This window comes from Paracidovorax konjaci (assembly GCF_900112675.1).
Classification (GTDB): domain Bacteria; phylum Pseudomonadota; class Gammaproteobacteria; order Burkholderiales; family Burkholderiaceae_C; genus Paracidovorax; species Paracidovorax konjaci.
The window spans coordinates 83,806-108,096 of the sequence record NZ_FOMQ01000013.1 but is presented as its reverse complement, the minus strand read 5'-3'; the positions used below and the strand labels follow the sequence as shown (position 1 = coordinate 108,096).

Here is a 24,291-nt window from a genome sequence, read left to right as displayed (position 1 = left end):
CTCAGCGGCGCGCCCGCAGGCGCTCCAGCAGCTCGAACACGGCCATGCCGGCCAGCATGGCGGCCACGAACACGGCGGCTTCGCGCAGGCCCATTCCCAGGCCCACCAGGGCCGGGCCGGGGCAGAAGCCCGCGATGCCCCAGCCGATGCCGAACAGCACGCTGCCGCCGAGCAGGCGCGCATCCAGGCCGCGCGCCGCGGGCCAGTGCAGCGGCCCTCCGGCCAGCGTGCGGCCCCGGCGCCGCGCCACGGTGAACGCCACCAGGCCCACGGCGACGGCGCCGGCCATCACCAGGGCCAGCGACGGGTTCCACCGCCCCGCCACGTCCAGGAAACCGAGCACCCGGGCCGGATCGGCCATGCCCGAGACGATCAGCCCCACGCCGAAAAGCAGGCCCGCGCCCAGGGCCACCAGCACATTCGCCATCACCGGCTCCTTTTCACAAAAAGCCTGCCGCGGCGTGCCGCAGCAGGTACACCGTGGCCATGCCGGTGCCCATGAAGGCCAGCGTGGCCGCGAGCGAGCGGCCGGACAGCCGCGAGAGCCCGCACACCCCGTGGCCGCTGGTGCAGCCCGCGCCGTAGCGCGTGCCCAGCCCCACGAGCAGGCCCGCGGCCACCAGCGCCCCCGTGCCCACGCCGATGCGCGGCTGCGGCAGCGGTGCGAAGAGCGCATAGAGCCAGGGCGAAGCGAGCAGGCCCGCGGCGAAGGCCACGCGCCAGGCCACGTCGCCGCGCACGGGCCGCAGCAGGCCGCCCAGCACGCCGCTGATGCCGGCGATGCGGCCCGACAGCAGCACGAAGGCGCCGGCGGCGGCGCCGATCAGCACCCCGCCCGCAAGGGCTGCGCCCGGGGCGAAGGAAGGCCAGTCGATGGATGCCATGGAATCACTCCTCGGGGCAGTAGAGGCGGTAGAGCACCGCCAGCAGTTCAAGCAGCGCGGGGTCGGCCACGCGGTAATGGATGTTCTTGCCTTCGCGCCGCGTGGCCACCACGCCCTGGCGGCGCAGCACGCCGAGCTGCTGCGACAGCGTGGGCTGGCGGATGTCCAGCCGCGCCTCCAGGTCGCTCACGCACATCTCCCCCTGCGAGAGCTGGCACAGCAGCAGCAACCGGTCTTCGTGGGCCAGGGCCTTGAGCGCGGCCACCGCCTGCGCCGCGGCCGCGCGCAGCGCCTGAGGATCGAGGTCGGGCGGCGGGATCGGGGCGGCGGCGCGGGGCTTCATTGACTTCAATATATCAAAACACATAATGTACCGAAGCCCACCCACTCTGCCCCCGGATTCGCCATGGACCTGCCCGCCACCCCGCTTCGCTCCGCCACCGTGCAGCCTTTCTTCGATGCCGATACGGGCACCGTGTCCTATCTGGTGTGGGACCACGCCACGCGCGATGCCGCCGTGATCGATCCGGTGCTGGACTACGACCCCAAGGCCGCGCGCACGCACACGGTCTCGGTGGACCGGATCCTGGCATGCGTGCGCCGCGAGGGGCTGACGGTGCAATGGATCCTGGAGACGCACGCCCATGCGGACCACCTCTCGGGTGCCCGCGCCCTGCAGGCCGCCGCGGGCGGGCGGGTGGCGATCGGTGAGCGCATCCGTGCGGTGCAGGCGGTCTTCGGCCCGGTCTTCGGGGTGCAGGCGGAGGCGGCCGCGGACAGCAGCGATTTCGACCATCTGTTCGCCGACGGCGACACCTTCCGCATCGGCGCCACCGAGGCGCGGGCGATCGGCGTGCCGGGCCACACGCCGGCCGACATGGCCTACCTCATCGATGGCGCGGTGTTCTGCGGCGACACACTGTTCCTGCCCGACGTGGGCACGGCGCGCGCGGATTTCCCCGGCGGGGACGCGGCCACGCTGTACCGCTCCGTCCAGCGGCTGCTGGCGCTGCCGGGCGACACGCGCATGTTCGTCTGCCACGACTACCCGCCGGGCGGCCGCGCTCCGCGCTGGGAAACCACCGTCGATGCCCAGCGCCAGGGCAACGTGCACGTGGGCGACGGGGCCACCGAGGCGCAGTTCGTGGCACTGCGCCGCGCGCGCGACGCCACGCTCGAAGCGCCCGTGCTGCTGCTGCCCTCGATCCAGGTGAACGTGCGCGGCGGGCGCCTGCCGCAGCCCGATGCCAACGGCATCGCCTACCTGCGCATTCCGCTCAACGTGTTCGGGCAGGCGCAGTCCGGGCCCTGAAAACACCACGCCACCCAGGCGACCCCGCCATGGCAGCTCTCCTACCCGCGTTCAGGCAGCGGGCCCACCGCACCGCCGCGCACGCTGCGCGAAGCTGCGGACATCGCGGCCCCGCCCCCTGCGGGGCCCCTCTCCAGGAGCCTGCCATGCGCGTACCCCACATCGACGACGAACCGGCCATCGACCCCACCGACGACCCCACGGTGGAGCTGCCCGAAGGCGATGACATCAACGACCACCTGAACGCCGAGCGCGACGTCGCCGACGGACTGGACGAAATCTCCGCCCAGCCCTTCGACGATCCGCGCGAAGGCGGCCCGCTCAATTTCGACGACGGCACCAGCATGGGCTACCCACGCGGCAAGACCGGCCGGGCCGGCGGCACGTGGGAAGCGGACGGCGGCGACAGCGGCGACGTGGAGCCGCCCGCCGAAGTGCTCTCCGACCGCAACGGTCCCAGCGACCCGGACGCCAGGCGCGAGTGACCTCCGTGGCCTGACAGCGCCGCCGCACGGCGCGCGGCAGCGCTGTCAGGCGTATTTGCCGGTCAGCCCGCCGTCCACCACCAGTTCAGTGCCGGTGATGTAGGCGGCCGCGTCCGATGCGAGGAAGGCGCAGGCGTGCGCCACGTCCCACGCGCTGCCCATGCGGCCCATCGGCACCTGCCGCGCACGCGCTGCGCGGGCCTCGTCCAGGCTGGTGTCCGAGAACATCTTCGCCACCGTGGTGGCGATGCGCGGCGTGTCGATGAGCCCCGGCACCACCGTGTTGGCGCGCACGCCGTGCGGCGCGTACTGCTGCGCCACCATGCGCGTGAACTGCGCCACCGCCGCCTTGGTCACGCTGTAGGCCAGGTGCGGATAGCCCACGTAGCGCATGCCGGCCACCGACGAGATCGCGATGATCGAACCGCGCCCGCGCTCCGCCATGCCCGGCAGCACCTGCTGCGAGCACAGCAGCAGGCTGCGCACGTTCACGGCGTGGATGCGCTCCAGGTCGGCGGCCGTGGTCTCCATCGGGCCGCCGGTCTTGCCGATGCCCACGTTGTGGTGCAGCACATCGATGGCGCCGAAGCACGCGCGGGCCTCGGCGAAGAGGCGTTGCACGTCGGCTTCGTCCGAGACGTCGCCCACCAAGGTTTCGGCCTCGCCGCCCTCCGCGCGGACCAGCGCGGTGGTCTCGGCGGCCGAGGCGGCATCGCGGTCGGCCACGCAGACGCGTGCGCCCTGGCGCGCATAGGTCACGCAGGCGGCGCGGCCGATGCTCCAGCCCGGGCCGGCCGAGCCGCCGCCCGCCACGAAGACGACGCGGCCCGCCAGGTCGAGCGGCAGCGCGGGCGGCCGTGCCGGCCCCGGGGTGCGGGCTGCGCCGTTCATGGCGCGAGCCCCACGGTCATGCCGCCGCACACGTACACCACCTGGCCCGTGGTGAAGCCCGCGCGGGCGTCGAGCAGCGAGGCCACGATGTGCGCCACCTCGGCGGGCTCGCCCATGCGGCGCAGCGGCACGGTCTCCAGGATGCGCTGCGTGGACGGCGCGCCCTTCGGGTTCACGCGCTCGAAGAGTTCGGTGGCGATGGGGCCCGGGCCGACCGCGTTCACGGTGATGCCCTCGCCGCCCAGCTCCAGCGCCTGCGTGCGCGCCAGGCCGTGCAGGGCCGCCTTGCTGGCCGCGTAGACGCTGCGCTCGCCCTTGCCCAGCGCCGCGCGGCTGGAGATGTGCACGATGCGCCCGAAGCGCGCCGCGCGCATGGCCGGCAGCACGGCCTGCACGCAGGCCATGGCGGCCGCCACGTTCACGGCCATGACGGCCTGCAGGTCATCGGCGGTGGCCGCATCGACGCCCGCGGGCCGCACGATGCCGGCGTTGTGCACCAGCCGCGTGATGGCGCGGCCCTGCGTGGCCTGCGCCAGCGCGGCGCGCAGCGCGGGCCCGTCGGCCATGTCCGCGGGCAGGTAGGTCTCGTGCGCATGCAATGCCTGCGGCGCGGCGATGTCGAGGTTGACCACGTGCAGGCCATCCCCGGCCAGCCGCTCCAGGATCGCGCGGCCGATGCCGCGGCTCGCGCCCGTGACGAGCGCCACCTCGCGGGGGGCTGCGGCGCCCGCCGTCATGCCGCCCCCTTTCCGCCTTCGCCCACGTAGGGAATGGCGTGCTCCACGGTGTCCCAGATGAAGCGGCCCGAAGGGCTCTGCTGCTCTTCCACGATGTGCGCCACCAGACCCGCCGCGCGGGAGATCACGGCGAAGCCGCGCATCACGCCCGTGGGCACGCCGATCTCGCCGAGCAGCGCGGCCACGGCCCCGGTGGCGTTGATGGTGACGGGCCGGCCGGCGACCTCGTCCACGGCCTTGGCGAGCGTCTCCAGCGCGCGGATGCGGTCGCCCGCCAGTTCGGATTCGGCGCGGGCCAGTTCCAGCAGCTTGTAGGCGCGCGGATCGACGGGCTTGTGCAGGTGGTGGCCGAAGCCGGGCACGGCGCTCTTGTGCGCCTTGCATTCCCGCGCGATCGCCAGTGCCTCGGCGCCGGGGTCCGGCGCAGCCATGATGCGGTCCAGCAGGCGCGCGCAGTTCTCCATGGTGCCCACGAAGGAGCTGCCCACCGCGAGCAGGCCGGCGCTCACCGCGCCCTGCAGGTTCTCGGGCGCGCTCATGTAGATGAGCCGCGTGGCGATGGCGCTGGGCGTGAGGCCGTGCTCCATGAGCACGATGAGCACCACGTCGGTGATGCGCAGGTCCACGGGGCGCGGCGTGCGGCCCAGGATCTGCATCAGCATGACCTCGGTGAAGGTCTTCCGACCCATCAGGTCCTCGACCAGATCGGCGTCGCGGTAGTGCAGGCTGGTGAGCGTGTGCGTGCACAGGCGGGTGACGGGGGCGTCGTTGCGGACGGATGTCATGGATGGGTACTCCGGTTCAGGGGGTGGCGAGCGCCTGTTCGCGCACGGCGGTCTTGAGCACCTTGCCCACGGGGGAACGGGGCAGGTTGGCATGGAAATGGATGCGCTTGGGCGTCTGCACGGGGCCCAGGCGCTCGCGCACGAAGGCGATCAGCTCCGCCTCGCCGGCCTGCTGGCCGGGACGCAGTTGCACGGCGGCCTGCACGGCCTCGCCCCACTTGTCGTCGGGAATGCCGAACACCGCGCATTCGTGCACCGCCGGGTGCTGGCCCAGCGCGTTCTCCACGTCCACCGGGTAGACGTTGAAGCCTCCGGTGATGACCATGTCCTTGAGACGGTCCTTGAGGTAGAGGTAGCCGTGCTCGTCGATCAGCCCGCGGTCGCCGGTGTGCAGCCAGCCGTCCACCAGCGTCTCGGCGGTCTTCTCGGGCAGGCGCCAGTAGCCGGTCATGAGCAGGTCGCCGCGCGCCACCACTTCGCCCACTTCGCCCGAGGGCAGCAGGCGGCCGTCGGGCGCCATGACGGCCACGTCGCTGAACCACGTGGTGCGGCCGACGGCGGCCCAGAGCCGCTCGTCCTCGAAGTCCTCGGGCCGCATGACGGTGAGGATCTGCGGCGCCTCCGTCTGCCCGTAGGTGGTGCCGAGCACGGGCCCGAAGAAGGCGCGCACCTCGCGGATCTTCTCGGGCGGCATGGGCGCGCCGCCGTAGATGAGCCGGCGCAGCCGCGGGAAGTCGGCGCGGCTCGCGCCCGGCAGCGCCATGAGCATGTAGACCAGCGTGGGCGGCATGAAGCACACGGTGCCGCCGCGCTCGCGGAAGGCCGCGCGCACCGCCTCGGCGCCCGCGCCCTGCAGCACCACGTGGCAGCCGCCCTGCGCGAGGATGGGCAGCAGGTAGGTGGAGGTGCCGTGCGTGATCGGCGCGGCGACGATGTAGCGGTCGTGCTCGTCGAAGCCCCAGGCGTGGATCTGGTTGGCGATGTTGGCCATCCACGCGCGGTAGGGCTGCATCACGCCCTTGGGCGCGCCCGTGGTGCCGCCCGTGAACTTGATGGCCTGCGTGGCCGTGTCCGGCAGGTCGAACACCGGGCGCGGCGCGCCCGCATGGCGGGCGACCAGGGCCTCGACCGTGTCCACGCCGCCACCGCCGCCACCGTGCGTGTGGATGCGCCCGCCGGCCGCACCCGCCAAGAGCGGCGCGCATTCCGGATCGAGCACCAGCAGCGAGGGCTCGGTCGCATCGACGATGCGGCGGATCTCGGGCTGCGTGCTCTTGGGATTGAGCGGCACCCAGACCTTGCCGCAGGCCAGCACCGCCAGCAGCGCGGCGATGTGGTCGGCGCTGTTGTGCGCGCAGATGCCCACGCGGCTCTGCGGCGCGGGGTCCAGCGCCACCAGCGCCGCGGCGAGCGCCGCCACGCGCGCGGCCAGCGCGTCGTAGCGGATGGCGCCCTCGGGCGCGTCGATGGCGATGCGGTCGGGCCAGCGCGCGGCCGCGCGCCAGAAGAAATCGATCGGAAACATGGGCTCGGGCACTCCTGCGGAAGAAGAACGGAACGAAAAGACGGCGCTCACTCGGCCTTGGCACCTGAGGCCTTGACCACCTCGCGCCAGCGCTGGATTTCTGCGGCAGCGAAGGTGCGCATCTGCTCGGGCGTGCCGGGCTCCGGCGTGGCGGCCAGGTCCTGGAAGCGCTGGCGCACATCGGGCGCGCCCAGCACCTTCACCAGCTCGGCGTTCACGCGGTCGATCACGGGCCTCGGCGTGCCCGCGGGCGCGGCCAGGCCGAACCACGACTGCACGTCGAAACCGGGAAAGCCCGACTCCGCCACCGTGGGCACGTCGGGCAGCAGCGGGGAGCGCTGCGCGCTGGTGATCGCGATGGCGCGCAGCCGCCCGCCCTGCACGTGCGGCAGCGCCGAGGGCGTGTTGTCGAACATCGACTGCACCTGCCCGCCCAGCAGGTCGGTCACGGCCGGCGCGCTGCCCCGGTAGGGCACGTGCAGCATGTTCAGCTTCGTCTGCATCTTGAACATCTCGCCCGAGAGGTGGATCGACGAGCCGCTGCCCGACGACGCGAAGGTGATGCCGTCCTTCGACTCCCTGGCGAAGCGGATGTAGTCGGCCACGCTCTTGATGGGCAGCTGGTTGTTCACCACCAGGATGTTCGGGATCTTGGCGATCAGGCCGATGGGCTCGAAGTCCTTCTGCGGGTCGTAGCCCAGCCTGGCGTAGAGCGAGGCATTGATGGTGTTGGCGATGGTGTAGACGTAGAGCGTGTAGCCGTCCGGCGGCGATTTCGCCACCACCTCGGCGCCCACGTTGCTGTTGGCGCCGGCGCGGTTGTCCACCACCACGGGCTGGCCCAGGCGATCGCCGAGCTTCACCGCCACGATGCGCGCGATCACGTCGGTGGCTCCGCCCGCCGCGTAGCCGACGACGAGCCGGACCGGCTTGGCGGGCCAGGCGCCGGAGGCGGCCGGGGGCTGGGCCTGCACGGGCGTGGAATGGAGCGCGGCGGCCGCACAGGCCGCGGCGCAGAGCGCGGCGGCGGCCAAGGCCGGCAGGCGCCGGCGCGAAAGCGGAAGGGTCGGGTTCACGGTCATGGTCTTGTCTCCTGGGGTGCGACACGGTGCGGTCGACCGGTCGGTCACGGCCTGCATCGCGCGGCTTGCGGCACACTGCGCACAGACTTCGTTGACACCCCGGATTCTTCGCAATGCCCCCTCGCTCCACGAATCGAAACGTCCGGCCAGCGGACGATCCAGCCGGCGGCACGGGCACCGCGGCGGCCGAGGACGCGGGCAGCCGCACGCTGCGGCGCGGCCTGCAGGTGCTCGATGCGGTGCTGGCCGGCGGCCCCGAGGGCGTGCGCGTGGTGGACCTGTGCCGCGGCGCCGGGCTGGAGCGCGCCACGGTGTACCGCCTGCTCTCCACGCTCATGGAGGGCGGCCACGTGGCGCAGCAGGGGCGCTTCCGCTACGTGCCCGGCCCCCGCCTGGCGGCGCTTGCGCCGGCCGGCGCGCAGCCCAACCGCGCGGTGCACCTGCAGCCGCTGCTGGCCCGCATCAGCGCCTCGTGCGGCGATGCGGCCTTCGCCGTGGTGCGCGAGGGCCCGCTGTCGCACTGCATCGCGCGGCAGGTGGGCACGCACCCGGTGCAGATCCTCGTGATCGAAGTGGGCACGCGCCAGCCGCTGGGTGTGGGCGCGGCCGGGCTCGCGCTGCTGGCGGCCCTGCCCGACGCGGAAGTGGAAGCCATCATCGCGGCCAACGCGCCGCGCCTGGCGGCCTACGGCGGCATGACGCCCGAGCGCATGCGCCTGCTGGTGCGCGCCACGCGCGAGCGCGGCTGGTCGGTGATCGGCAACCACGCCACGCGCGGCGTGCTCGCCGTGGGCCGTGCCGTGCGCGATGCGCGCGGCCGGCCCGTGGCGGCCGTGAGCGTGGCCACCACGCTGGCGCGCCTGCCGCGCGAGCGCCAGCAGCTCATCGCGCGCACCATCGGCGCGGCGCTGCAGGGACTGCCGCCGGGCGCTGTCTGAGCCCGGCGGCGATTCACTACAAAAACAATAGCAAACTATTCAATGGATCCGGCGGCATGGAGCCTTTTTTACTCCAAACTCGGGCCGCCAGTCAGTGCACCACCATGAGCGTGAACGGCCACACGTAGGCCTGCATCGTGACGTACAGCCCCACGAGGCATGCGAGCGCGATCGAGTGGAAGAACACGTAGCGCAGGATCTCGCCCTCGCGGTCGAACCAGCGCGTGGCGGTGGAAGCCACCACGATCGACTGCGCGTCGATCATCTTGCCCATCACGCCGCCCGAGCTGTTGGCCGCGCCCATGAGGTTGGGCGACAGCCCGAGCTGCTCGGCCGCCACCTTCTGCATGCCGCCGAAGAGCACGTTGGAGGCCGTGTCCGACCCCGTGAGCGCCACGCCCAGCCAGCCCATCAGCGTGCCGAAGAACGGGTAGAACACGCCCGTGTTGGCGAACGCCAGGCCCAGCGTGGTGTCGGTGCCCGAATAGCGCGTGAGCGTGCCGAGCGCGAGCATCAGCACGATGGTCAGCAGCGAGAACTTCACCAGCCAGATCGTCTTGAAGAACGTGCGCACGATGGCGACCGGGTTGTATTTCATGAAGATGGCGCTCACCACGGCGGAGAGCAGGATGGCCGTGCCCGTGGCCGACAGCAGGTTCAGCGTGTAGACCGCGCCTTCCTTGGTGGGCAGGGGCACGACGGGCGGCACCTTCTCGATGAGGTTGTGCAGGCCGGCCATCGGGAAGGCGGGCGCGAACAGGCCATTGAGCCAGGCCTTCACGGGCGGCAGGCCCCAGATGAACACGAACACCGACAGGATGGCCCAGGGCATCCACGCGGCCACCAGCTCCGCGCGCGTGTGCTGCACCACGGGCTGCGGCGGCTTGGCCTCGGCCGCGCTCACGTCGTTGCCGCGCAGCGAAGGCGAGGTCCACACCGCCTTCGGCTTCCATACGCGCAGGAAGCCGATCAGGCAGGCCATGGAGACGATGGCCGCGATGATGTCCACCAGCTCCGGCCCGATGAAGTTGGACACGAGGAACTGCGGCACCGCGAACGACACGCCCGTGACCAGGATCGCGGGCCAGATCTCCCACATGCCCTTGCGGCCCGCGAAGGCCCAGATGAGCCAGAACGGCACCAGCAGCGAGAAGAACGGCAGTTGCCGGCCCACCATCGCCGTCACCTCCATCACGTCGTAGCCGTGCACCTTGGCCAGCGTGAGGATGGGCGTGCCCAGGGCGCCGAAGGCCACGGGCGCCGTGTTGGCGATCAGGGACAGGCCCGACGCCGCCAGCGGCGAGAAGCCCAGCCCGATCAGGATGGCCGCCGTCACGGCCACCGGCGTGCCGAAGCCGGCCGCGCCCTCGAAGAACGCGCCGAAGCAGAAGGCGATCAGCAGCAGCTGGATGCGCCGGTCCTCGGTGATGCCCGAGAGCGAATCCTGCAGCACCTTGAAGCTGCCGTTCTGCTCGGTGAGCTGGTGCAGGAAGATGATGTTGAGCACGATCCAGCCGATCGGCAGCAGGCCCGTGAAGCCGCCGAAGAGCGCCGCGCGGCCCGCCATGTCGGCCGGCATGCCGTAGGCGAACACGGCCACGAGCAATGCGGCCACGAGCCCCATGCCCGCGGCGATGTGCGCCTTGATGTGGAAGAAGCCGAGGGCCGCGAGCATGACCACCACCGGGATCGCCGCGAGGACGGTGGACAGGACCATGTTGCCGAACGGGTCGTAGATTTGTTGCCAGACCATGCGCTTGTCTCCGTTGGATGAATGTTTCTCTCGGGCGCGCCGCCGGGGCGCATCGGATACGCCCGGCACGGCAACGGCACTGTAGGAGCGAATCGGCCCCCTGCCACCGTGAAAAACATGATCGCCGCAGTTGAGACTTTTTCAAAGCGCGGCAGCACCGGGGAGAACGGCGTTCGGCGCAAATGGGCCCAGGGAGAAACCCTCTGGACCGTGCGTGCGGTCTTGCGCTAGGCCGGCTCGGCGAAGGCCGCGGTGATCACGCCGCCGCCCAGGCAGACCTCGCCGTCGTAGAGCACGGCGCTCTGGCCCGGCGTGACGGCCCACTGCGCCTCGGGGAAGGCGAGCGCGAAATCCGCCCCTTCGGCCTGCGTGACCGTGCACGCCGCATCCTGCTGCCGGTAGCGCGTCTTGGCCGCGCAGGCGCCCACGGCGGGCGGGTGGCCGGCCACCCAGCTCGCGTCGGCGGCCTGCAGCATGTGCGAGAGCAGCCACGGGTGGTCGTGGCCCTGCACCACGCGCAGCACGTTGCGCTCCACCTCCTTGCGCGCCACGAACCACGGCGCGTGCTCGCCGCCGCCGCGCTGCGCGCCCTTGTCCTTCACGCCGCCGATGCCCAGCCCCTGGCGCTGGCCCAGCGTGTAGAACGACAAGCCCACGTGCTGGCCCAGCCGCCGGCCGCGCTCGTCCAGGATCGGGCCGGGCGCGTGCTGGATGTAGCGGTTGAGGAAATCCCGGAACGGCCGCTCGCCGATGAAGCAGATGCCCGTGGAATCCTTCTTCCTGGCGTTGGGCAGGCCGATCTCCTCCGCGATGCGGCGCACCTCGGTCTTGTGCAGCTCGCCCACGGGGAACAGCGTGCGCGCGAGCTGCGCCTGGTTCAGGCGGTGCAGGAAATAGCTCTGGTCCTTGGTCGGGTCCAGCCCCTTGAGCAGCTCGTACCGCCAATGCGGGTCCTGCGCGCTATCGCACGCGGTCGCGTGCGATTCCATCCTGCCACGCCCTCCGGGCATGGAGCCCGGATCTGTCGCAACGCGGCGGACACGGGCGTAATGGCCCGTGGCGATCTTCTCGGCCCCCACGCGCATGGCGTGGTCGAGGAAGGCCTTGAACTTGATCTCGGCATTGCACAGCACGTCGGGATTGGGCGTGCGGCCCGCTTCGTACTCGCGCAGGAACTCGGCGAACACGCGGTCCTTGTATTCGGCGGCGAAATTGACGTGCTCGATCTCGATGCCGATCACATCGGCCACGGCCGCGGCATCGACGAAATCGATGTTGGAGGAGCAGTACTCGCTGTCGTCGTCATCCTCCCAGTTCTTCATGAAGATGCCGACGACCTCGTGGCCCTGCTGCTTCAGGAGATGGGCGGTCACGGCGGAATCCACGCCGCCGGAGAGGCCGACGACGATGCGCTGCTTGGGGGAGGCTGTCATGGGCGGATTGTATTTTTTGGAGAGAGACGGCAAGTCGCTCGCTGGAAAGACCCGTTCCGGAAAGGCCACGAGGGTAACTCCGGCGCACCGATTGACTTAACTATTCATGGATCGAATAAATGATCCATATGTAATGGCAGACAAGAAGCAGCACACAATCCGAGGAGATATTTCTAAAAACATGCCAAAGAAGATATTCCTCTGTTTCCTCGCCGCCATCGCTGCTTTGGCCGCGGTGTGGATTTTCATTCCGGGCGCGAAAAATAAGCCCGATCCGCCCGCCCGAGCCATTAACGGCGAGATTACTGCGTCAGCCCCCCTCCACGGCACGGGTGCCAGCACCCCGCCCCTGGTCGGCAACCCTCTCGCCTCACCGCCCCGGTTATCCGATCCCGGCGCAGGAAGCCGTGCAGACTCCGCGCTCGATCTCCTCTCCAGTCTCAGTCCTCCAGACAAGCCCGCGTGGCAGATATTGAAAGACTACCAGTCCACCCCCTCTCCCGGACCGGCCCTGGAAAACAAGGTCATCGCTACTCTTTCCTACTGCCTCAATATCCAAAATAGCGGGGAAATCATCCTCTCGCTCAAAAGCCGTGGAGAGGCAGTACCCCAGCAAATCGAAATGCTGGAAGAGAACGTCGAAAACCATACAAAATTCTGCAGCCGTTTGTTACCTACGGATTTTCAGGTCAGATCCGACATCATTCGGCGCCGCGCGGAAGCGGGAGACACCAAAGCCATGATGGCCTTCCCGGAAGTGGGCCCCCAGGGCTACTGGCCCAGCGATGGAGCGCAGCCAGCCTTGACCGACGCACAGAAAGCGATGTGGCAGGCACAAGCCATGGGTTATCTGTCGCAGGCTGCGAAGCTTCATGAAGCCTCTGCATTGAACGCGCTCGCGGCATTTTATGGAACACCCCCTGCAAAACCCGGCGAGCCTTCCGACTTCTTTTCCAATCTCTACGATCCGGTCCAGGCCTATGCGTATGCCTATGCCTGGACCGCGCGGGTTTTTCGGGAACCCGATCCCGATAAAGCGAAACTGCGTGATCTTTATCTGCAACGATTTCGAAACCGATTGAATGACGAGCAATACCACCAAGCCCAGAAAAAGGCGGAAGAAATCTTGTCCTCAACGCGTCGATGACCATGCAAACCAAAATCAAGTGGTTGGGACTGGGTTTTCTCTCAGCAATGGCCCTCGTTATAGCTGCCGATTACGGCAGATACCGCTGCGATGCCTGCTCGGTGCCTATGCGTCCTGTGGAGATTCGCAATTTCATCGGTGTCTACGTCAACCCGGTAGTGGCCCTGTGGAAAGCCAAAGACACCGTATCCATCTGCAATGGAACGACTTGCGTGGAATATATAACCGCGAACCAAGGCACGGTCTGGAGCGTCAAGGCGCAATATCCGGACCCCAAAACCGCGTACAAGGCCACCGGCGAACCCGTTGCTGCGGACGATAGTTACGGCCCCGATCCCAACCCTGGAGGGGGTACGCCCCCGTTTTACACAGGTCCCATCGGCCTCCCAGAACCTTCGGGCGACGTCGCCATAGGCCCACTGACTCCAGCTCCTCCCATCTGCTACATGACATCGGATTACGGAATCGATGGATGCCCATGACGGAACGCCTGCCCCGCGCGATGGCAGCGGAAACCGTCAGCTGCCGCGCAGCACGCTCGCGTCGGTATGGATCAGCCCCAGCGGATGGCGCTGGCCGGCCAGGTAGTCCTCGATGCAGCGCATCACGAGCGGGCTGCGGTGCCGGTCGGCGCAGGAGCGCAGCTCGGCCGGCGTCATCCAGACGGTGCGCACGATGCCGTCGTCCAGCGCGCGCCAGGCATGGTGCGCGCCGAGCGTGCCGGTGAAGGCGAAGCGCAGGTAGGTGATGTCGTCGCCGGTGCGGGTGCGCGTGAAGCGGTTCAGGTACACGCCCACAAGGGCCGTGGGGGTGAAGTCGTAGGCCGTCTCCTCCAGCACCTCGCGCACGCAGCCCTGTTCGGGCGACTCGCCCGGGTCGAGGTGGCCGGCGGGGTTGTTGAGCCGCAGGCCGTCGGCCGTGTCTTCCTCCACCAGGAGGAAGCGGCCCTCGTGCTCGATGACGGCGGCCACGGTGGCGTTGGGTTTCCAGCGGTTCGGCATGGCGCGCATTATGACCACGCACAGCCGCTGCCGGGTGCGTGCCGGGCCGTCAGCGCTGCCGGGGGGCGGGCCGCAGCACCAGCCAGAGCGCCAGCGCGATCAGCGCGCCGCCGGCCGCGTGCGCCCCGGTGACCGCCTCGCCCAGCAGCAGCCAGCCCCAGGCGACACCGAAGAGCGGCACCAGGAAGGTGACCGAAAGCGCCTTCATCGGCCCCACGTCGGCGATCAGCCGGAAATACAGCACATACGCCAGCGCCGTGCAGAGCAGGCCCATGGCCACCAGCGCGCCCCAGACCTGCGCCGACGCCGCGGCCCACTGCGCGGGCAGGCCCGGCACGCTCCACACCTGCCAGGCCGCCCAGGGGGCCAGCGCCAGCACGGCGCCCCACTGGCTGCCCAGGGCGACCAGGCGGCTGTCCAGCCCGCCGCGCGCCGTGACCCAGCGCCGCGTGAGAAAGCCGGCCAGCCCGTAGCAGGCCGTGGCGACCAGGCAGGCCGCGATGCCTGCCAGCACGGGCGCCCCCAGCGCCACGGGCCCGGCCTGCGCCAGCACGGCCACGCCGGCCATGCCCAGCAGCACGCCGGCCGCGCCGGCGCCGGTGATGCGCTCGCCGAACACCGCGGCGCCGATCAGCACGCCCATCAGCGGCGTGGTGGCGTTCAGCAGGGCGCTGTAGCCCGCGGGCAGCACGCGCGCAGCCAGCGCGAACATGCAGAACGGAATGCCCGAATTGACCACGCCCAGCACGAGCACCGTGCCCAGCTTGCCCTGGAAGGCCGGGCGCTGGCGCGACAGCACGAGCAGGGCCATCAGGCCCAGGGCGGCGAGCACCACCCGGCCGAAAGCCGTGGGCACCGCGCCCAGTTCGGGCACCGTGATGCGGGTGAAGAGGAAGCTGCCGCCCCAGAGGGCGGCCAGCAGGCAAAGGCGCAGCAGGCTGGCGAAAGGCATGGTGGTGTGTGCAGGGAATGTTCCGCGTGCGGTGCGGTGGAGCATGCGCGCGGCGATGGCCGCGGCGGATGGGCAGATTGTGGGCAGGCCCGTGCAGCACCATCAAACGATTTATCCTGCCAAGCCGTTTAGTTCCACTCAACACCATGCGACTGCCGCCCCTGACTGCCGTGCGCTTCTTCGAGGCGGTGGCGCGCCACCTGAGCGTGCGTGCCGCGGCCGCCGAACTGCATGTCACGCCCGGGGCGGTGTCGCAGCAGGTGCGCAAGCTCGAAGCCTTCCTGGGCTGCGCGCTCTTCGACCGGCTGCCGCGCGGGCTGGCATTCACGCCGGCCGGGCGCGACTACCTCGCCAGTTGCGCCGAGGCCCTGGCGCTGATCGGCCACGCCACCGCGCGGCTGGGCGCGCGCGGGCAGCGGCGCGTGGTGCTCGTGAGCTGCACCACGGGCTTTGCCGTGCAGTGGCTCGTGCCGCGGCTACCGGACTTTTCGCGGCGCGCGCCGGAGATCGACGTGCACGTGAACACCACCGACCGCGTCGTGGACCTGGCCACCGAGGAGATGCATTTCGCGGTGCGCCATGGCCTGGGCGCGTATGCGGGGCTGCGGGCCGAAGTGCTGGTGGCCGACGACCTCGTGCCCGTCTGCAGCCCGCGCCTGATCGCGCCGCGCCGCGTGCCGCGCGTGGCCGACATCTCGGGCGAGCGGCTGCTGCACGACGAGCACCGCGGCGACTGGCGCCTCTGGTGCGCATCGCACGGCGCGGCCGGCGTGGACTGCGAGCAGGGCGTGGTGTTCGCGCGCTCCAACGGAGCGATCGAGGCGGCGCTCGCGGGCCGGGGCTTCGCGCTCGTGCGGCGCGGCTTCGTGGCCGCGGAGATCGCCGCGCGCGCGCTGGTGGCCCTGCGCGCGGCCGACCTGTCCACGCCCCTGGCCTACCGGCTGGTGTACCGGCCCGATGTGCTGCTGGACCCTGCCCTGCGGGCTTTTCGCGACTGGATCACCGCGCAGGCCGCCCCGTAGCGCCGGCCCCGGTTCGCGGGCCCGCACAGGCGTTCGCGCGGCGAAAGGGCGCGGCGGGGGCGCGCGCCTACGCTGGCTGCCCGCGCGCCATCGCGCCCACGCTTCGCCCCTTCCACGCCGCAGACCTCCGCGCATGACCCCGATCCCTGCCCCGCACGCCCCATCGCCTGCCGCGCTGCCGCCCTCCGCGCTGCAGATACCGTCCTCCGACAGCCCGGCCACGCCACCCCGCGCGGCGGCCCGCCTCGCCTCGCCCGAGGGCATGCCCGCGGCCCAGGGCCCGCGGCGAGCGGACGGCGGCGCATCGCCGCCGCGCTCCCCCACGCCCGCGCGGCCTTCCAGCCCGGAGAGGATCTCCCTGGCCCCCGCCAACGACGGGGCAGAAGCTGCCGCGGCACCGCCGCCCAGCCTGCTGCAGCGCGCGCGCCAGGCCGCCAAGGAGGTGGCGCGGCTCTCCGATGTCCGCACGGTGCTGATGCGCGCCGACGACGCCGAGTACCTGGCCGCGCTGAAGGGCCGGGGCGCCGACCCCGAAAACCCGGCGCTGCCCATCGCCAGCACGCTGCCCGCGCTGCGCGAAGGCGTGGACCAGTTGCGCGGGAAGCTCCAGCATCCCTCGGTGCCCGAGGCGCTGCGCTCGCATTTCGGGCCCAAGCTCGCGCACCTCGAATCCACGCTGGATGCGCTGCAGACCGAGCAGCCGCTCGCGCACCGCGCCGCCGCCTACCTGCCCATGAATTTGCTGCTGCCGGTGGTGCCCTTCGCCATCCCGGCCCACAGCCACCAGAACCAGTTCGTGGCCGAGCTGGCCGGGCTCTATGCCAAGACGGGCCTGATGGCCGTGGGGGCGATGCGCTCGCCCACGGCGGCCAACCGGCACAGCGTGATGGACCACTTCATGTCGCGCCACTACATCAACGTGGTGCAGGCCGCGATCTTCGCGCTGCCCACTTTCATGCCGCAGCTGCAGAAGCTCAATGCCAGCCCGGCCTTCAACGTGGGCGCGGGCATGGTGTCCACGGCGGCGCTGTTCCTCGGCTTCTTCGGCAAGGAAATGCGCGAGATGGTGCAGCAGCGCCGCCACGGCGTGCCCGACCCGGCGCTGGCCGCCGCCGGCCGCGCGCTGGACAGCGGCGTGGACCCGCTCGCCGCCCGCCTGCCCACGCAGGAGCCGGCGCTCCCCGGGGACGACGGCGCGCCGCCCGCGCGCGACCTGCTGGCCGATGCGCTGGCGCGCGCCCGCACCGAGCTGCAGGCGCTCACGGACGGCAGGACGGGCTTTCTGGAACAGGGCAAGGAACTCAGCCCCACCACGAGCAAGCAGGTGACGCTGGCCGCGAACGCGTTCCTGGACATCGCCACCGACCTGGAGCGCGTGCTGCACCCGGACGGCACGGCCGGCGCGGGCATGGCCAACCCCGATCGCGCGGCCAAGACCGCGCTCGCCCTCTTCACCACGGCCGTGTGCCTGACCACCACCGCGCTGATGTACCCCGACCGCATCGGCATGGTGGACCTGGGCTCGGACGCCGCCTTCACCGCGGCGCTGATGCTGCACAACGCCGCCAACCCCAACATGGCGCGCGGCGATGCGTTGGAGGAATTCAAGTCCTTCGCGGGCCTGAGCCTCGTGATGATCGCGGTGCTGGTGGCCAACCGCGCGGCCGGAGACTTCATCGAGAAGGACACCACCGGCATGCTGCTGGGATCGGCCGCCATGGCCCTGCTCAACATGACCATCCCGGGGCCCATCGGGCACGCGGCCGGCGCGGGCATCGAGAAACTGCTGTCCCTGCGGCCGGCGGAGCTGTGGGAGGCCGCGCGCGGCGTGGGCCACAACGCGCTGGAGCTGTTCCAGCAGTTGGCGCGGCGCGCCGCGCCCGCATCGCCCGGGGTGGAGATCGCCGAACTCCCGGATGCCGCGGACCTGCCCTATGCCCCGGTGCCCCACTGACGACCGGGCGGCAGCGGCCCGGCTACAGCCGCCGCGCCATGTAGACGGCCCCGGGCCCGTAGCCCGCGAGCCGCTGCTGCTGCGCGGGCGACGCGAGCGCCCGCACGGCATAGCCGTGGCGCTCCCAGTAGCCCTGCGAGCCCTGCACCGACACCAGGGCCGTGTGGCGCAGGCCGGCCTCGCGCCCGGTGCGCCACAGGGGCTCCAGCAGCGCGCGGGCCAGCCCCTGGCCGGCGAGCGCCGGCAGCACGGCCATGTCGTGCAGGTAGAGCGTGTCGGCGGCGTCCGGCGGCGGCGCCTCGAAGTCGCCGTGCAGCGGCGTCACCTTGTCCAGCGCGCTGCGGTAGGCCGCCAGGTAGGCGTGCACGGTGCCGCCGCGTTCGAGCACCAGCGAACAGTTCGCGGGGCTCGCCAGGCGCCGCGCGAACACATCGGCGCTTTCGACGAAGCCCTCGCCGTAGCAGGCCAGTTGCACGGCCAGCAGGCCGGGCAGGTCGTCGGGGGAAAGCGTGCGAACGATGGGCATGGATGAGACGGAGGACACCGGCGCGCCCGGGGCCTGGAGGAGGGCCGTGGGCCCGCGCCGCCGCCGCATGCGGCGCGGCCGGCGCCCGGCCGGCGGGAAGGGGGCGCCAGGGGCAACGCGACCGTGGAACGGCAGTGTTATAGAGTGTCAACATCGTAAACCAGGGGTCCGCCCCGCCCCTCCGCTCCGGGCGCCGCCGGTCTCTGCCTGGCGGCGGTCCTGCGTTCCATGTCCCTCAATCACCTGCTGCGCCTTCTGGGCACCCTGCTGGCCGCCGTGACGGCCGCCCTGGCGCTGCACTCCAGCTGGGCCGAATGGCGGTCCTGGCGCGCGGCCGAGGCCGGCGAGCACGCCCTGGCGGACCTGCGCCTGGGGCTGGTGGCCGCGGAAATGGTCTCGCGCGAGCGCGGCCCCACCAACGCCCGGCTCGGGGCCGCCGACGGGCCGGCCGACCCCGCCGCCGTCGCGGCGCTGGCCCAGGCCCGCGCGCGCACGGACGAGGCCTTCCGCCAGTTGCGCGCCATGCTCGGCGCGCCCCCGCCCGCCCCGCGCACCGGCGCGGCCCCGGCGGCGGTGGATGCCGCCTTCGATGCCCTCACCCGGGCGCGTGCCGTGGCCGACCGGACCATCGCGCTGCCGCGGTCCGGCCGCACGCCCGAGGCGGTGCGCGCCAGCGTGTACGGCCTCGTGGCCGTGGTGCCGCGGCTGGCACCGGTCAACAGCGCGCTCATCCAGACCGTGCGTGCCTCGCAGCCGGCGCTGGACGGCGACGTGCAGGCGCTGCGCGTCACGGCGGAGCTGCGCGAGCACGCGGGCCTGCTCGGTTCGCACTTCACGGCGGCGCTGGCCAAGCAGCAGCCCTTCACGCCCGCCGAGCGGCGCGCCATCGAGCAGACGCGCGGCCGCATCCTGGCGCTGCAGTTCCTGCTGGAGCAGCGCCTCGCCCACCAGCAGGTGCCGCCCGACATCGCGCAGGCCTGGCAGGCCGTGGAGCAGGGCTATTTCGGGCACGCCGTCCGCGAGATCGTGGCGCCCGTGATGGCCGCCGGCGAAGGCGACGGGCGCTATGGCACCACGGCGGCCGAGTTCGCCGCGCGCTACGTGCCCGAGCTGACCAAGGTGGTGGCCCTGCGCGACCGCATGCTCGCCCGGCTGCAGGCCGATGCCGCCGCCGCGCGCGAACGCGCGCTGGGCAGCCTGGTGATCGTGGTCGGCGCCTCGGCCGTGCTCTGGGCCGTGCTGGCCGGCACGCTGGCGGTGCTGCACGGGCGCGTGCTGCGGCCGCTGGCCCAGACCACGCGCGCGCTGCAGGACCTGGCCCGCAACCGGCTCGACGCCCCGCTGCCCCGCCCCACGGCCGACGACGAGATGGCCGCCGTGATCGGCGCCGTGCGCGCCCTGCAGGACCACACGCGCACGCGCCAGGGCCTGGAGCGCGAGCGCGACGGACTCATCGCGCAGTTGCGCGAGCAGTCGCTCACCGATTTCCTCACCGGCCTGCCGAACCGGCGCGCCTTCTTCTCCGCCGCGCGCGAGCGCATCGCGCAGGCCCGCCAGCAGCGCTCCGGCATCGTGGTGATGCTGCTCGACGTGGACCTGTTCAAGGCCTTCAACGACCGAGAAGGGCACGCGGCGGGCGACGAGGCGCTGCGCACGGTGGCCCGCGCATTGCGCGGCGCGCTGCGCCCGGAAGACCTGGCCGCGCGCTACGGCGGCGAGGAGTTCGTGGTGCTGCTCGGCCCCTGCGGTGCCGCCGCGGCAACGGTGCGCGCCGAGCAGTTGCGCCAGGCCATCGAGGCCGCCCGGGTGCTGCTGCCCTCGGGCGGCAGCGCCACGCTCACGGCCAGCGTGGGCGTGGCGGCCTCGGAGCGGCACGGCCTCTTGCTCGACCACCTGCTCTCGGAGGCCGACGCGGCCCTCTACCGCGCCAAGGACCGGGGCCGCAACCGCGTGGAAGAAGCGGCCTGAGCCGCCCCGCGCAGCCCGGCGGCCAGGTACCGCAATCGCTCACAATTTGATAGCAAACTATTGAATGGATCCGGCGGCATGGAGCCCATTTCGCTCCAAGCTTGCGATCCGGCGGCGCCCGGGCCGCTTCAGCGCGGCAGCGTGCCCGGCGGGCGCACGAAGTCGTCCAGCGAGAGGCCTTTCTCGCGCAGCAGCGCCTCCAGCACGGGGCGCAGCTCGCCCAGGCTTTCCTCGACGGCCTCGCGCACCGTGTCCACCACCACCTGGGTGCTGCGTTCGATCTCCACGTTGAGCGCGTCGCCCGCGCGCAGGGTTTCGAACACCGTCGCGCGCCGCGTCTCGGGGATGAGCCAGACCTCGAACCAGCCCTCGGCGCGGTTCACCTCCGCCACCGTGAGGCTGGCGCCGTGCAGGGCGATGTAGCCCTTGGCGAAGACGTAGCGGCGGAAGGCCGGCGGCACGGCCACGCGCCAGACGCGGTTGTTCTCCGAATCGCGCACGCTCTGCAGCGTGGCCGCGAAGTCGATGTGGCCCGACAGCGGGTGGCCGCCGATCTCGGCGCCGTCGCGCGCCGCGCGCTCCACGTTCACCTGCCGGCCCGCGGCGTAGCCGCCCAGCGTGGTCACGTTGAGGCTCTGCAGCATCACGTCGAACGCCGCCGACGTGTCCGACACCCGCCGCGTCACCGTGAGGCACACCCCGTCCACGGCCACGCTCGCACCGATGGCGAGGCCTTCGCAGAAGCCCGGCGGGAACTCGATCAGGAAGGTGCGCAGCCCTTCGCGGTCCTGCAGGTCGGCGAGGGTGGCGGTGGCTTGGACGATGCCTGTGAACATGGCGCGGCGGTGCTTTCGGGAAGAGGGGAAAAGGGGCGCCGGGCATTGTGCCACCCGGTCCCCGGCCGCCGCCGGGTGCGGTTTTCCGCGGTCGTCAGGCCAGGGCCGACGCCACCCGCGCGGCCAGCACGTCCAGGTCGAACGGCTTGGTGAGCACGCCCATGCCGGGGTCCAGGTCGCGGTCGCCGATCACGGCCTGCTCGGCGTAGCCCGTGATGAACAGCACCGGCAGCCCCGGCCGCAGCGCCCGGCCGGCATCGGCCACCTGCCGGCCGTTCATGCCGCCGGGCAGGCCCACGTCGGTGAGCAGCAGGTCCAGCGGGCCGCCGGCGCGCAGCGCTTCGAGGGCCTCGGGGCCGTCCACGGCTTCCAGCACGCGGTAGCCCTGCTCGCGCAGCGCCTCGGCCACGGTGGTGCGCACGCCGGGCTCGTCGTCCACCAGCAGCACCGTCGGCGCGGCGCGGTGCGCGGGCACCGCGCGCGTGCCCAGGGTGCCCGGCAGGGCGCTGTCCGGGGCGGGCTCGGCGGTGTCCGCGTCCGCGTGGCGCGGCAGCCAGAGCGTGATCGCGGTGCCTTCGCCCGGCGCCGAGGCGATGCGCGCCGCGCCGCCGGACTGCCGGGCGAAGCCGTACACCATCGACAGGCCCAGCCCCGTGCCCTGCCCCAGCGGCTTGGTGGTGAAGAACGGCTCGAAGGCGCGCGCGGCCACCTCCGCGGGCATGCCCGCGCCGGTGTCGGCCACCGCCAGCGCGACGTATTCGCCGGGCGGCAGGTCGCCGGCCTCCGGGGCCGCCGCATGGTTGGCCGTGCCGATGCGCAGCGTGCCGCCGGCCGGCATGGCATCGCGCGCATTGATGCACAGGTTCAGCAGCGAGTTCTCGATCTGCCCGGCGTCGGCGCGCACCATCCAGAGGCCGGGCGTGGGATCGAACACCACGGCGATGGCAGGGCCCACGGTGCGCTGCACGAGGTCCTGCAGCCCCGCGACGAGCTGGTTCAGGTCGACCACGCTCGGCGCGAGCGTCTGCCGCCGCGAGAAGGCCAGCAGCCGGTGCGTGAGCGCGGCCGCGCGCTTGGCCGAGCGCTGCGCCGTCTCGATGGAGCGCTCCATGTCGGCATGCCGCCCCTGGGAGAGCCGCAGCCGCAGCAGGTCCAGGCTGGCCATGATGCCCGCCAGCAGGTTGTTGAAATCGTGCGCCAGTCCGCCGGTGAGCTGGCCCACCGCCTCCATCTTCTGGGCCTGCAGCAGCGCCTCCTCGGCGGCCATGAGTTCGCGCGTGCGCTCCTGCACCTTCGATTCGAGCGTGTCCGCGAAGGCGCGCAACTGCCGCTCCGCCGCGCGCCGTTGCACGGCCATGCGCGTGCGGTGCGCCACGCTGCGGATCAGGTCCAGCTCGTCCGCCGACCACTCGCGCGGCTGGGGGTGGTTGAGGAACAGCATGGCCACCAGCCGGCCGTCCTCGATGAGCGGCAGGTTCACCAGCGCGCCCGCCTGCACCGCCCGCAGCGCGGGCACGTGGCTGGCGGTGCGCGGATCGGTGGAGACATCGGTCACCACGACGATGTCGCCGCGCAGCAGGTCTTCGAAGAAACGGCCGTAATCGGGCAGGTGGTGCCGCCCGGCCGCCGAGACCATGCCGAGCGCAGTCCAGTCGCGCACGATGGTGACAGTGGTGGTTTCGTCGATTTCGCCGTAGCCCGCTCGCCCCACGCCCAGCGTCTCGCCCAGCAGGCGCGCGGCCGCGTAGGCCATGTCGGCGGGATCGTCGAGCGTGCGGAAGCTGTCGTCGAGCTGCAGCAGGGCCTGCATGCGTCGCTCGGCGAGCACCTGCTCGGTGATGTCGCGCGCGGTGCCCGCGATGCGCAGGCTGCGCCCGCCCGTGCCGCCCTGGAACTGCGCGCGCACCTGCAGCCAGCACACGCGGCCATCGGGATGCACCACGCGGTGGTCGCAGGCGTATTGCTGGCGCTGCGCAATGCACTGGTCGAAGATGGCGCGCACGCGGGGCGCGTCGTCCCGGTGCACCGCAGCGGTGACCTCGCGCCAGGTGAGCACCTGGTCGGCGCTGCGCCCGAAATTCTCCCGGCACACCTCGGAGCTGGTCAGCTCCAAGCTGCCCAGGTCCAGCTCCCACAGGCCCAGCCGGCCCGCGATCGCTGCGAAGCGCAGGTGCGCCTCGCGCTCTTCCAGCGCGCGCAGCCGCTGCGCCAGATCGGCAGGCAGCGCAGGAACTGCATCAGCGTCGGCGGCTGGAGCGGCCTCTGGGGCGGAGGCCGCCCCATTCCCGGTGGGCACGGCGGTCGGATCGGACGGACGGGTCAACGGTGAAAGGCTCCCGAAACATGCCCGCAGGATGGTCCGCGGCCGGCCGCGGTCTCCTGTCGAACTGAACGGCTGGGATTGTGACGCAAGCTCCGAATGGAGGTGTCGCACGTCACGGCAACAACCAAATTCTTACGCCATGAACGTCTGCAGTCGGGAAAAAGTGCGTTCAAGACTTGGAGCATTCATCATCGCGGCGTCCACGTCCCAACAGTCGCGCACAAATTGGCCCAGTCGTTCGTTATATAGCGGACCTATAGACACAGAACTCCCTTGAACCGGTACCAGTTCGGACGCCAGCCTTTTGTTGCGACTTCGACGCACCAAATTAACCAACTCTTGTTTTGGATCGGGCAAAGATTCTGGTACAGAAGAAATCTTGTTAATAGGGATTTCTGCAAAGGCGGCAAATGCAGCCCTGTCTGCAAGCACCCAGGCCTCTGACTCACGCACCGCTACCCGGAATAACATGCTCTCAGGCAGCGCGGTAACTCCCCATTTCCGACGCAGCGATGGAGCACATGCGATCTGGTCAAGATCTACGAGAACAACATGCGGCAAAGCACGACTAGCATTCAAATACTTTTTTACCGACTTATGAATATTGCCCGCCCCACATTCAACTAAAGCACGAAAAACTATATATCCGCGCCCGGTGTGCGCTAATATTTTCTCCATCAATACCAAACTAAGAGCATCCTCCACCACTAAGGCGATTTCTATAGATCGGGCCATGG

General features: G+C 71.2%; 24 protein-coding genes. 8 read left to right on the top strand and 16 right to left on the bottom strand.

All coding sequences use genetic code 11. From position 1 onward, the window contains the following. Position 1: 1 nt before the first annotated feature. Genes BM144_RS17830 through BM144_RS17820 form a run of 3 tightly spaced genes read right to left on the bottom strand, consistent with a single transcriptional unit; the run spans position 2 to position 1,227 of the window. Entirely contained in the window at positions 2 to 427 is a 426-nt protein-coding gene (locus BM144_RS17830; protein ID WP_092955306.1) for a DUF6691 family protein, read from the bottom strand. A 13-nt stretch (positions 428 to 440) separates the two neighbouring features. Beyond that, entirely contained in the window at positions 441 to 884 is a 444-nt protein-coding gene (locus BM144_RS17825; RefSeq protein WP_092955303.1) for a YeeE/YedE family protein, read from the bottom strand. A gap of 4 nt (positions 885 to 888) precedes the next feature. Continuing rightward, the gene (locus BM144_RS17820) at positions 889 to 1,227 is read right to left on the bottom strand and encodes an ArsR/SmtB family transcription factor (protein ID WP_092955300.1); all 339 of its coding nucleotides are present in this window, start codon (positions 1,225 to 1,227) and stop codon (positions 889 to 891) included. Between the two features lie 63 nt (positions 1,228 to 1,290). Between BM144_RS17820 and BM144_RS17815 the strand changes: the two genes are divergently transcribed. Together BM144_RS17815 and BM144_RS17810 are read left to right on the top strand one after the other, a co-directional pair. After that, positions 1,291 to 2,196 carry an MBL fold metallo-hydrolase gene (locus BM144_RS17815; RefSeq protein WP_092955297.1) on the top strand — a complete coding sequence of 302 codons (906 nt, stop codon included), beginning with the start codon at positions 1,291 to 1,293 and terminating at the stop codon, positions 2,194 to 2,196. 146 nt (positions 2,197 to 2,342) lie between these two features. After that, positions 2,343 to 2,681, top strand: coding sequence for a serine/threonine protein kinase (locus BM144_RS17810; RefSeq protein ID WP_092955294.1), 339 nt, complete (start codon positions 2,343 to 2,345; stop codon positions 2,679 to 2,681). A gap of 45 nt (positions 2,682 to 2,726) precedes the next feature. On the opposite strand, the gene BM144_RS17805 is transcribed toward BM144_RS17810, so the two are convergent. The 5 genes from BM144_RS17805 to BM144_RS17785 are packed head-to-tail and all read right to left on the bottom strand — an operon-like array spanning position 2,727 to position 7,701. After that, complete coding sequence (locus BM144_RS17805) at positions 2,727 to 3,572, bottom strand: SDR family NAD(P)-dependent oxidoreductase (RefSeq protein WP_092955291.1); 846 nt, start codon at positions 3,570 to 3,572, stop codon at positions 2,727 to 2,729. Beyond that, a complete protein-coding gene (locus BM144_RS17800; RefSeq protein WP_092955288.1) occupies positions 3,569 to 4,309 on the bottom strand; it encodes an SDR family oxidoreductase in 741 nt (246 codons plus the stop codon). Before BM144_RS17800 ends, BM144_RS17805 begins: the two co-directional genes overlap by 4 nt. Next, positions 4,306 to 5,094, bottom strand: coding sequence for a citryl-CoA lyase (locus BM144_RS17795; protein ID WP_092955285.1), 789 nt, complete (start codon positions 5,092 to 5,094; stop codon positions 4,306 to 4,308). Before BM144_RS17795 ends, BM144_RS17800 begins: the two co-directional genes overlap by 4 nt. Before the next feature lie 16 nt (positions 5,095 to 5,110). Next, the gene (locus BM144_RS17790) at positions 5,111 to 6,619 is read right to left on the bottom strand and encodes a class I adenylate-forming enzyme family protein (RefSeq protein ID WP_092955282.1); all 1,509 of its coding nucleotides are present in this window, start codon (positions 6,617 to 6,619) and stop codon (positions 5,111 to 5,113) included. Positions 6,620 to 6,666: 47 nt separating this feature from the next. Continuing rightward, on the bottom strand, positions 6,667 to 7,701 hold the full coding sequence (locus BM144_RS17785; RefSeq protein WP_092955279.1) for a Bug family tripartite tricarboxylate transporter substrate binding protein: 1,035 nt from the start codon (positions 7,699 to 7,701) through the stop codon (positions 6,667 to 6,669). 113 nt (positions 7,702 to 7,814) lie between these two features. Here BM144_RS17785 and BM144_RS17780 point away from each other — a divergent pair, with 113 nt between their 5' ends. Further along, positions 7,815 to 8,639, top strand: a complete 825-nt coding sequence (locus tag BM144_RS17780) for an IclR family transcriptional regulator (protein ID WP_092955276.1) — start codon at positions 7,815 to 7,817, stop codon at positions 8,637 to 8,639. 91 nt (positions 8,640 to 8,730) lie between these two features. Here the strand turns inward: BM144_RS17780 and BM144_RS17775 are convergent, their stop codons facing one another. After that, positions 8,731 to 10,392 (bottom strand): L-lactate permease, encoded by a 1,662-nt coding sequence (locus tag BM144_RS17775; RefSeq protein WP_092955273.1) that lies wholly within the window; start codon positions 10,390 to 10,392, stop codon positions 8,731 to 8,733. A 227-nt stretch (positions 10,393 to 10,619) separates the two neighbouring features. Then, the gene (gene mnmA, locus BM144_RS17770) at positions 10,620 to 11,825 is read right to left on the bottom strand and encodes a tRNA 2-thiouridine(34) synthase MnmA (protein WP_092955270.1); all 1,206 of its coding nucleotides are present in this window, start codon (positions 11,823 to 11,825) and stop codon (positions 10,620 to 10,622) included. A 133-nt stretch (positions 11,826 to 11,958) separates the two neighbouring features. Between mnmA and BM144_RS22925 the strand changes: the two genes are divergently transcribed. Next, positions 11,959 to 12,972: a hypothetical protein gene (locus tag BM144_RS22925; RefSeq protein ID WP_139225766.1), complete on the top strand. Its 1,014-nt coding sequence runs from the start codon at positions 11,959 to 11,961 to the stop codon at positions 12,970 to 12,972. A 2-nt stretch (positions 12,973 to 12,974) separates the two neighbouring features. After that, positions 12,975 to 13,454: a hypothetical protein gene (locus BM144_RS22920; RefSeq protein ID WP_139225765.1), complete on the top strand. Its 480-nt coding sequence runs from the start codon at positions 12,975 to 12,977 to the stop codon at positions 13,452 to 13,454. Between the two features lie 36 nt (positions 13,455 to 13,490). On the opposite strand, the gene BM144_RS17760 is transcribed toward BM144_RS22920, so the two are convergent. Both BM144_RS17760 and BM144_RS17755 read right to left on the bottom strand, forming a co-directional pair. Continuing rightward, the gene (locus tag BM144_RS17760) at positions 13,491 to 13,973 is read right to left on the bottom strand and encodes an NUDIX hydrolase (protein ID WP_092955401.1); all 483 of its coding nucleotides are present in this window, start codon (positions 13,971 to 13,973) and stop codon (positions 13,491 to 13,493) included. A 49-nt stretch (positions 13,974 to 14,022) separates the two neighbouring features. Continuing rightward, positions 14,023 to 14,925 carry a DMT family transporter gene (locus BM144_RS17755; RefSeq protein WP_092955264.1) on the bottom strand — a complete coding sequence of 301 codons (903 nt, stop codon included), beginning with the start codon at positions 14,923 to 14,925 and terminating at the stop codon, positions 14,023 to 14,025. Between the two features lie 146 nt (positions 14,926 to 15,071). Between BM144_RS17755 and BM144_RS17750 the strand changes: the two genes are divergently transcribed. Both BM144_RS17750 and BM144_RS17745 read left to right on the top strand, forming a co-directional pair. Further along, complete coding sequence (locus BM144_RS17750) at positions 15,072 to 15,947, top strand: LysR substrate-binding domain-containing protein (protein WP_092955261.1); 876 nt, start codon at positions 15,072 to 15,074, stop codon at positions 15,945 to 15,947. Between the two features lie 133 nt (positions 15,948 to 16,080). Continuing rightward, positions 16,081 to 17,901 (top strand): hypothetical protein, encoded by a 1,821-nt coding sequence (locus tag BM144_RS17745; RefSeq protein WP_245783711.1) that lies wholly within the window; start codon positions 16,081 to 16,083, stop codon positions 17,899 to 17,901. Positions 17,902 to 17,923: 22 nt separating this feature from the next. Here BM144_RS17745 and BM144_RS17740 read toward each other — a convergent pair whose 3' ends face one another. After that, on the bottom strand, positions 17,924 to 18,427 hold the full coding sequence (locus BM144_RS17740; protein ID WP_092955395.1) for a GNAT family N-acetyltransferase: 504 nt from the start codon (positions 18,425 to 18,427) through the stop codon (positions 17,924 to 17,926). 228 nt (positions 18,428 to 18,655) lie between these two features. Between BM144_RS17740 and BM144_RS17735 the strand changes: the two genes are divergently transcribed. Further along, entirely contained in the window at positions 18,656 to 20,395 is a 1,740-nt protein-coding gene (locus tag BM144_RS17735; RefSeq protein WP_092955258.1) for a GGDEF domain-containing protein, read from the top strand. 128 nt (positions 20,396 to 20,523) lie between these two features. Here BM144_RS17735 and BM144_RS17730 read toward each other — a convergent pair whose 3' ends face one another. The 3 genes from BM144_RS17730 to BM144_RS22915 all read right to left on the bottom strand — a co-directional run bounded on the left by BM144_RS17730 (position 20,524) and on the right by BM144_RS22915 (position 24,289). Then, positions 20,524 to 21,231, bottom strand: a complete 708-nt coding sequence (locus tag BM144_RS17730; RefSeq protein ID WP_092955255.1) for a riboflavin synthase subunit alpha — start codon at positions 21,229 to 21,231, stop codon at positions 20,524 to 20,526. A 94-nt stretch (positions 21,232 to 21,325) separates the two neighbouring features. After that, a complete protein-coding gene (locus BM144_RS17725) occupies positions 21,326 to 23,527 on the bottom strand; it encodes a response regulator (protein WP_245783710.1) in 2,202 nt (733 codons plus the stop codon). Positions 23,528 to 23,686: 159 nt separating this feature from the next. Further along, the gene (locus BM144_RS22915; protein ID WP_139225764.1) at positions 23,687 to 24,289 is read right to left on the bottom strand and encodes a hypothetical protein; all 603 of its coding nucleotides are present in this window, start codon (positions 24,287 to 24,289) and stop codon (positions 23,687 to 23,689) included. Between the last annotated feature and the right edge of the window lie 2 nt (positions 24,290 to 24,291).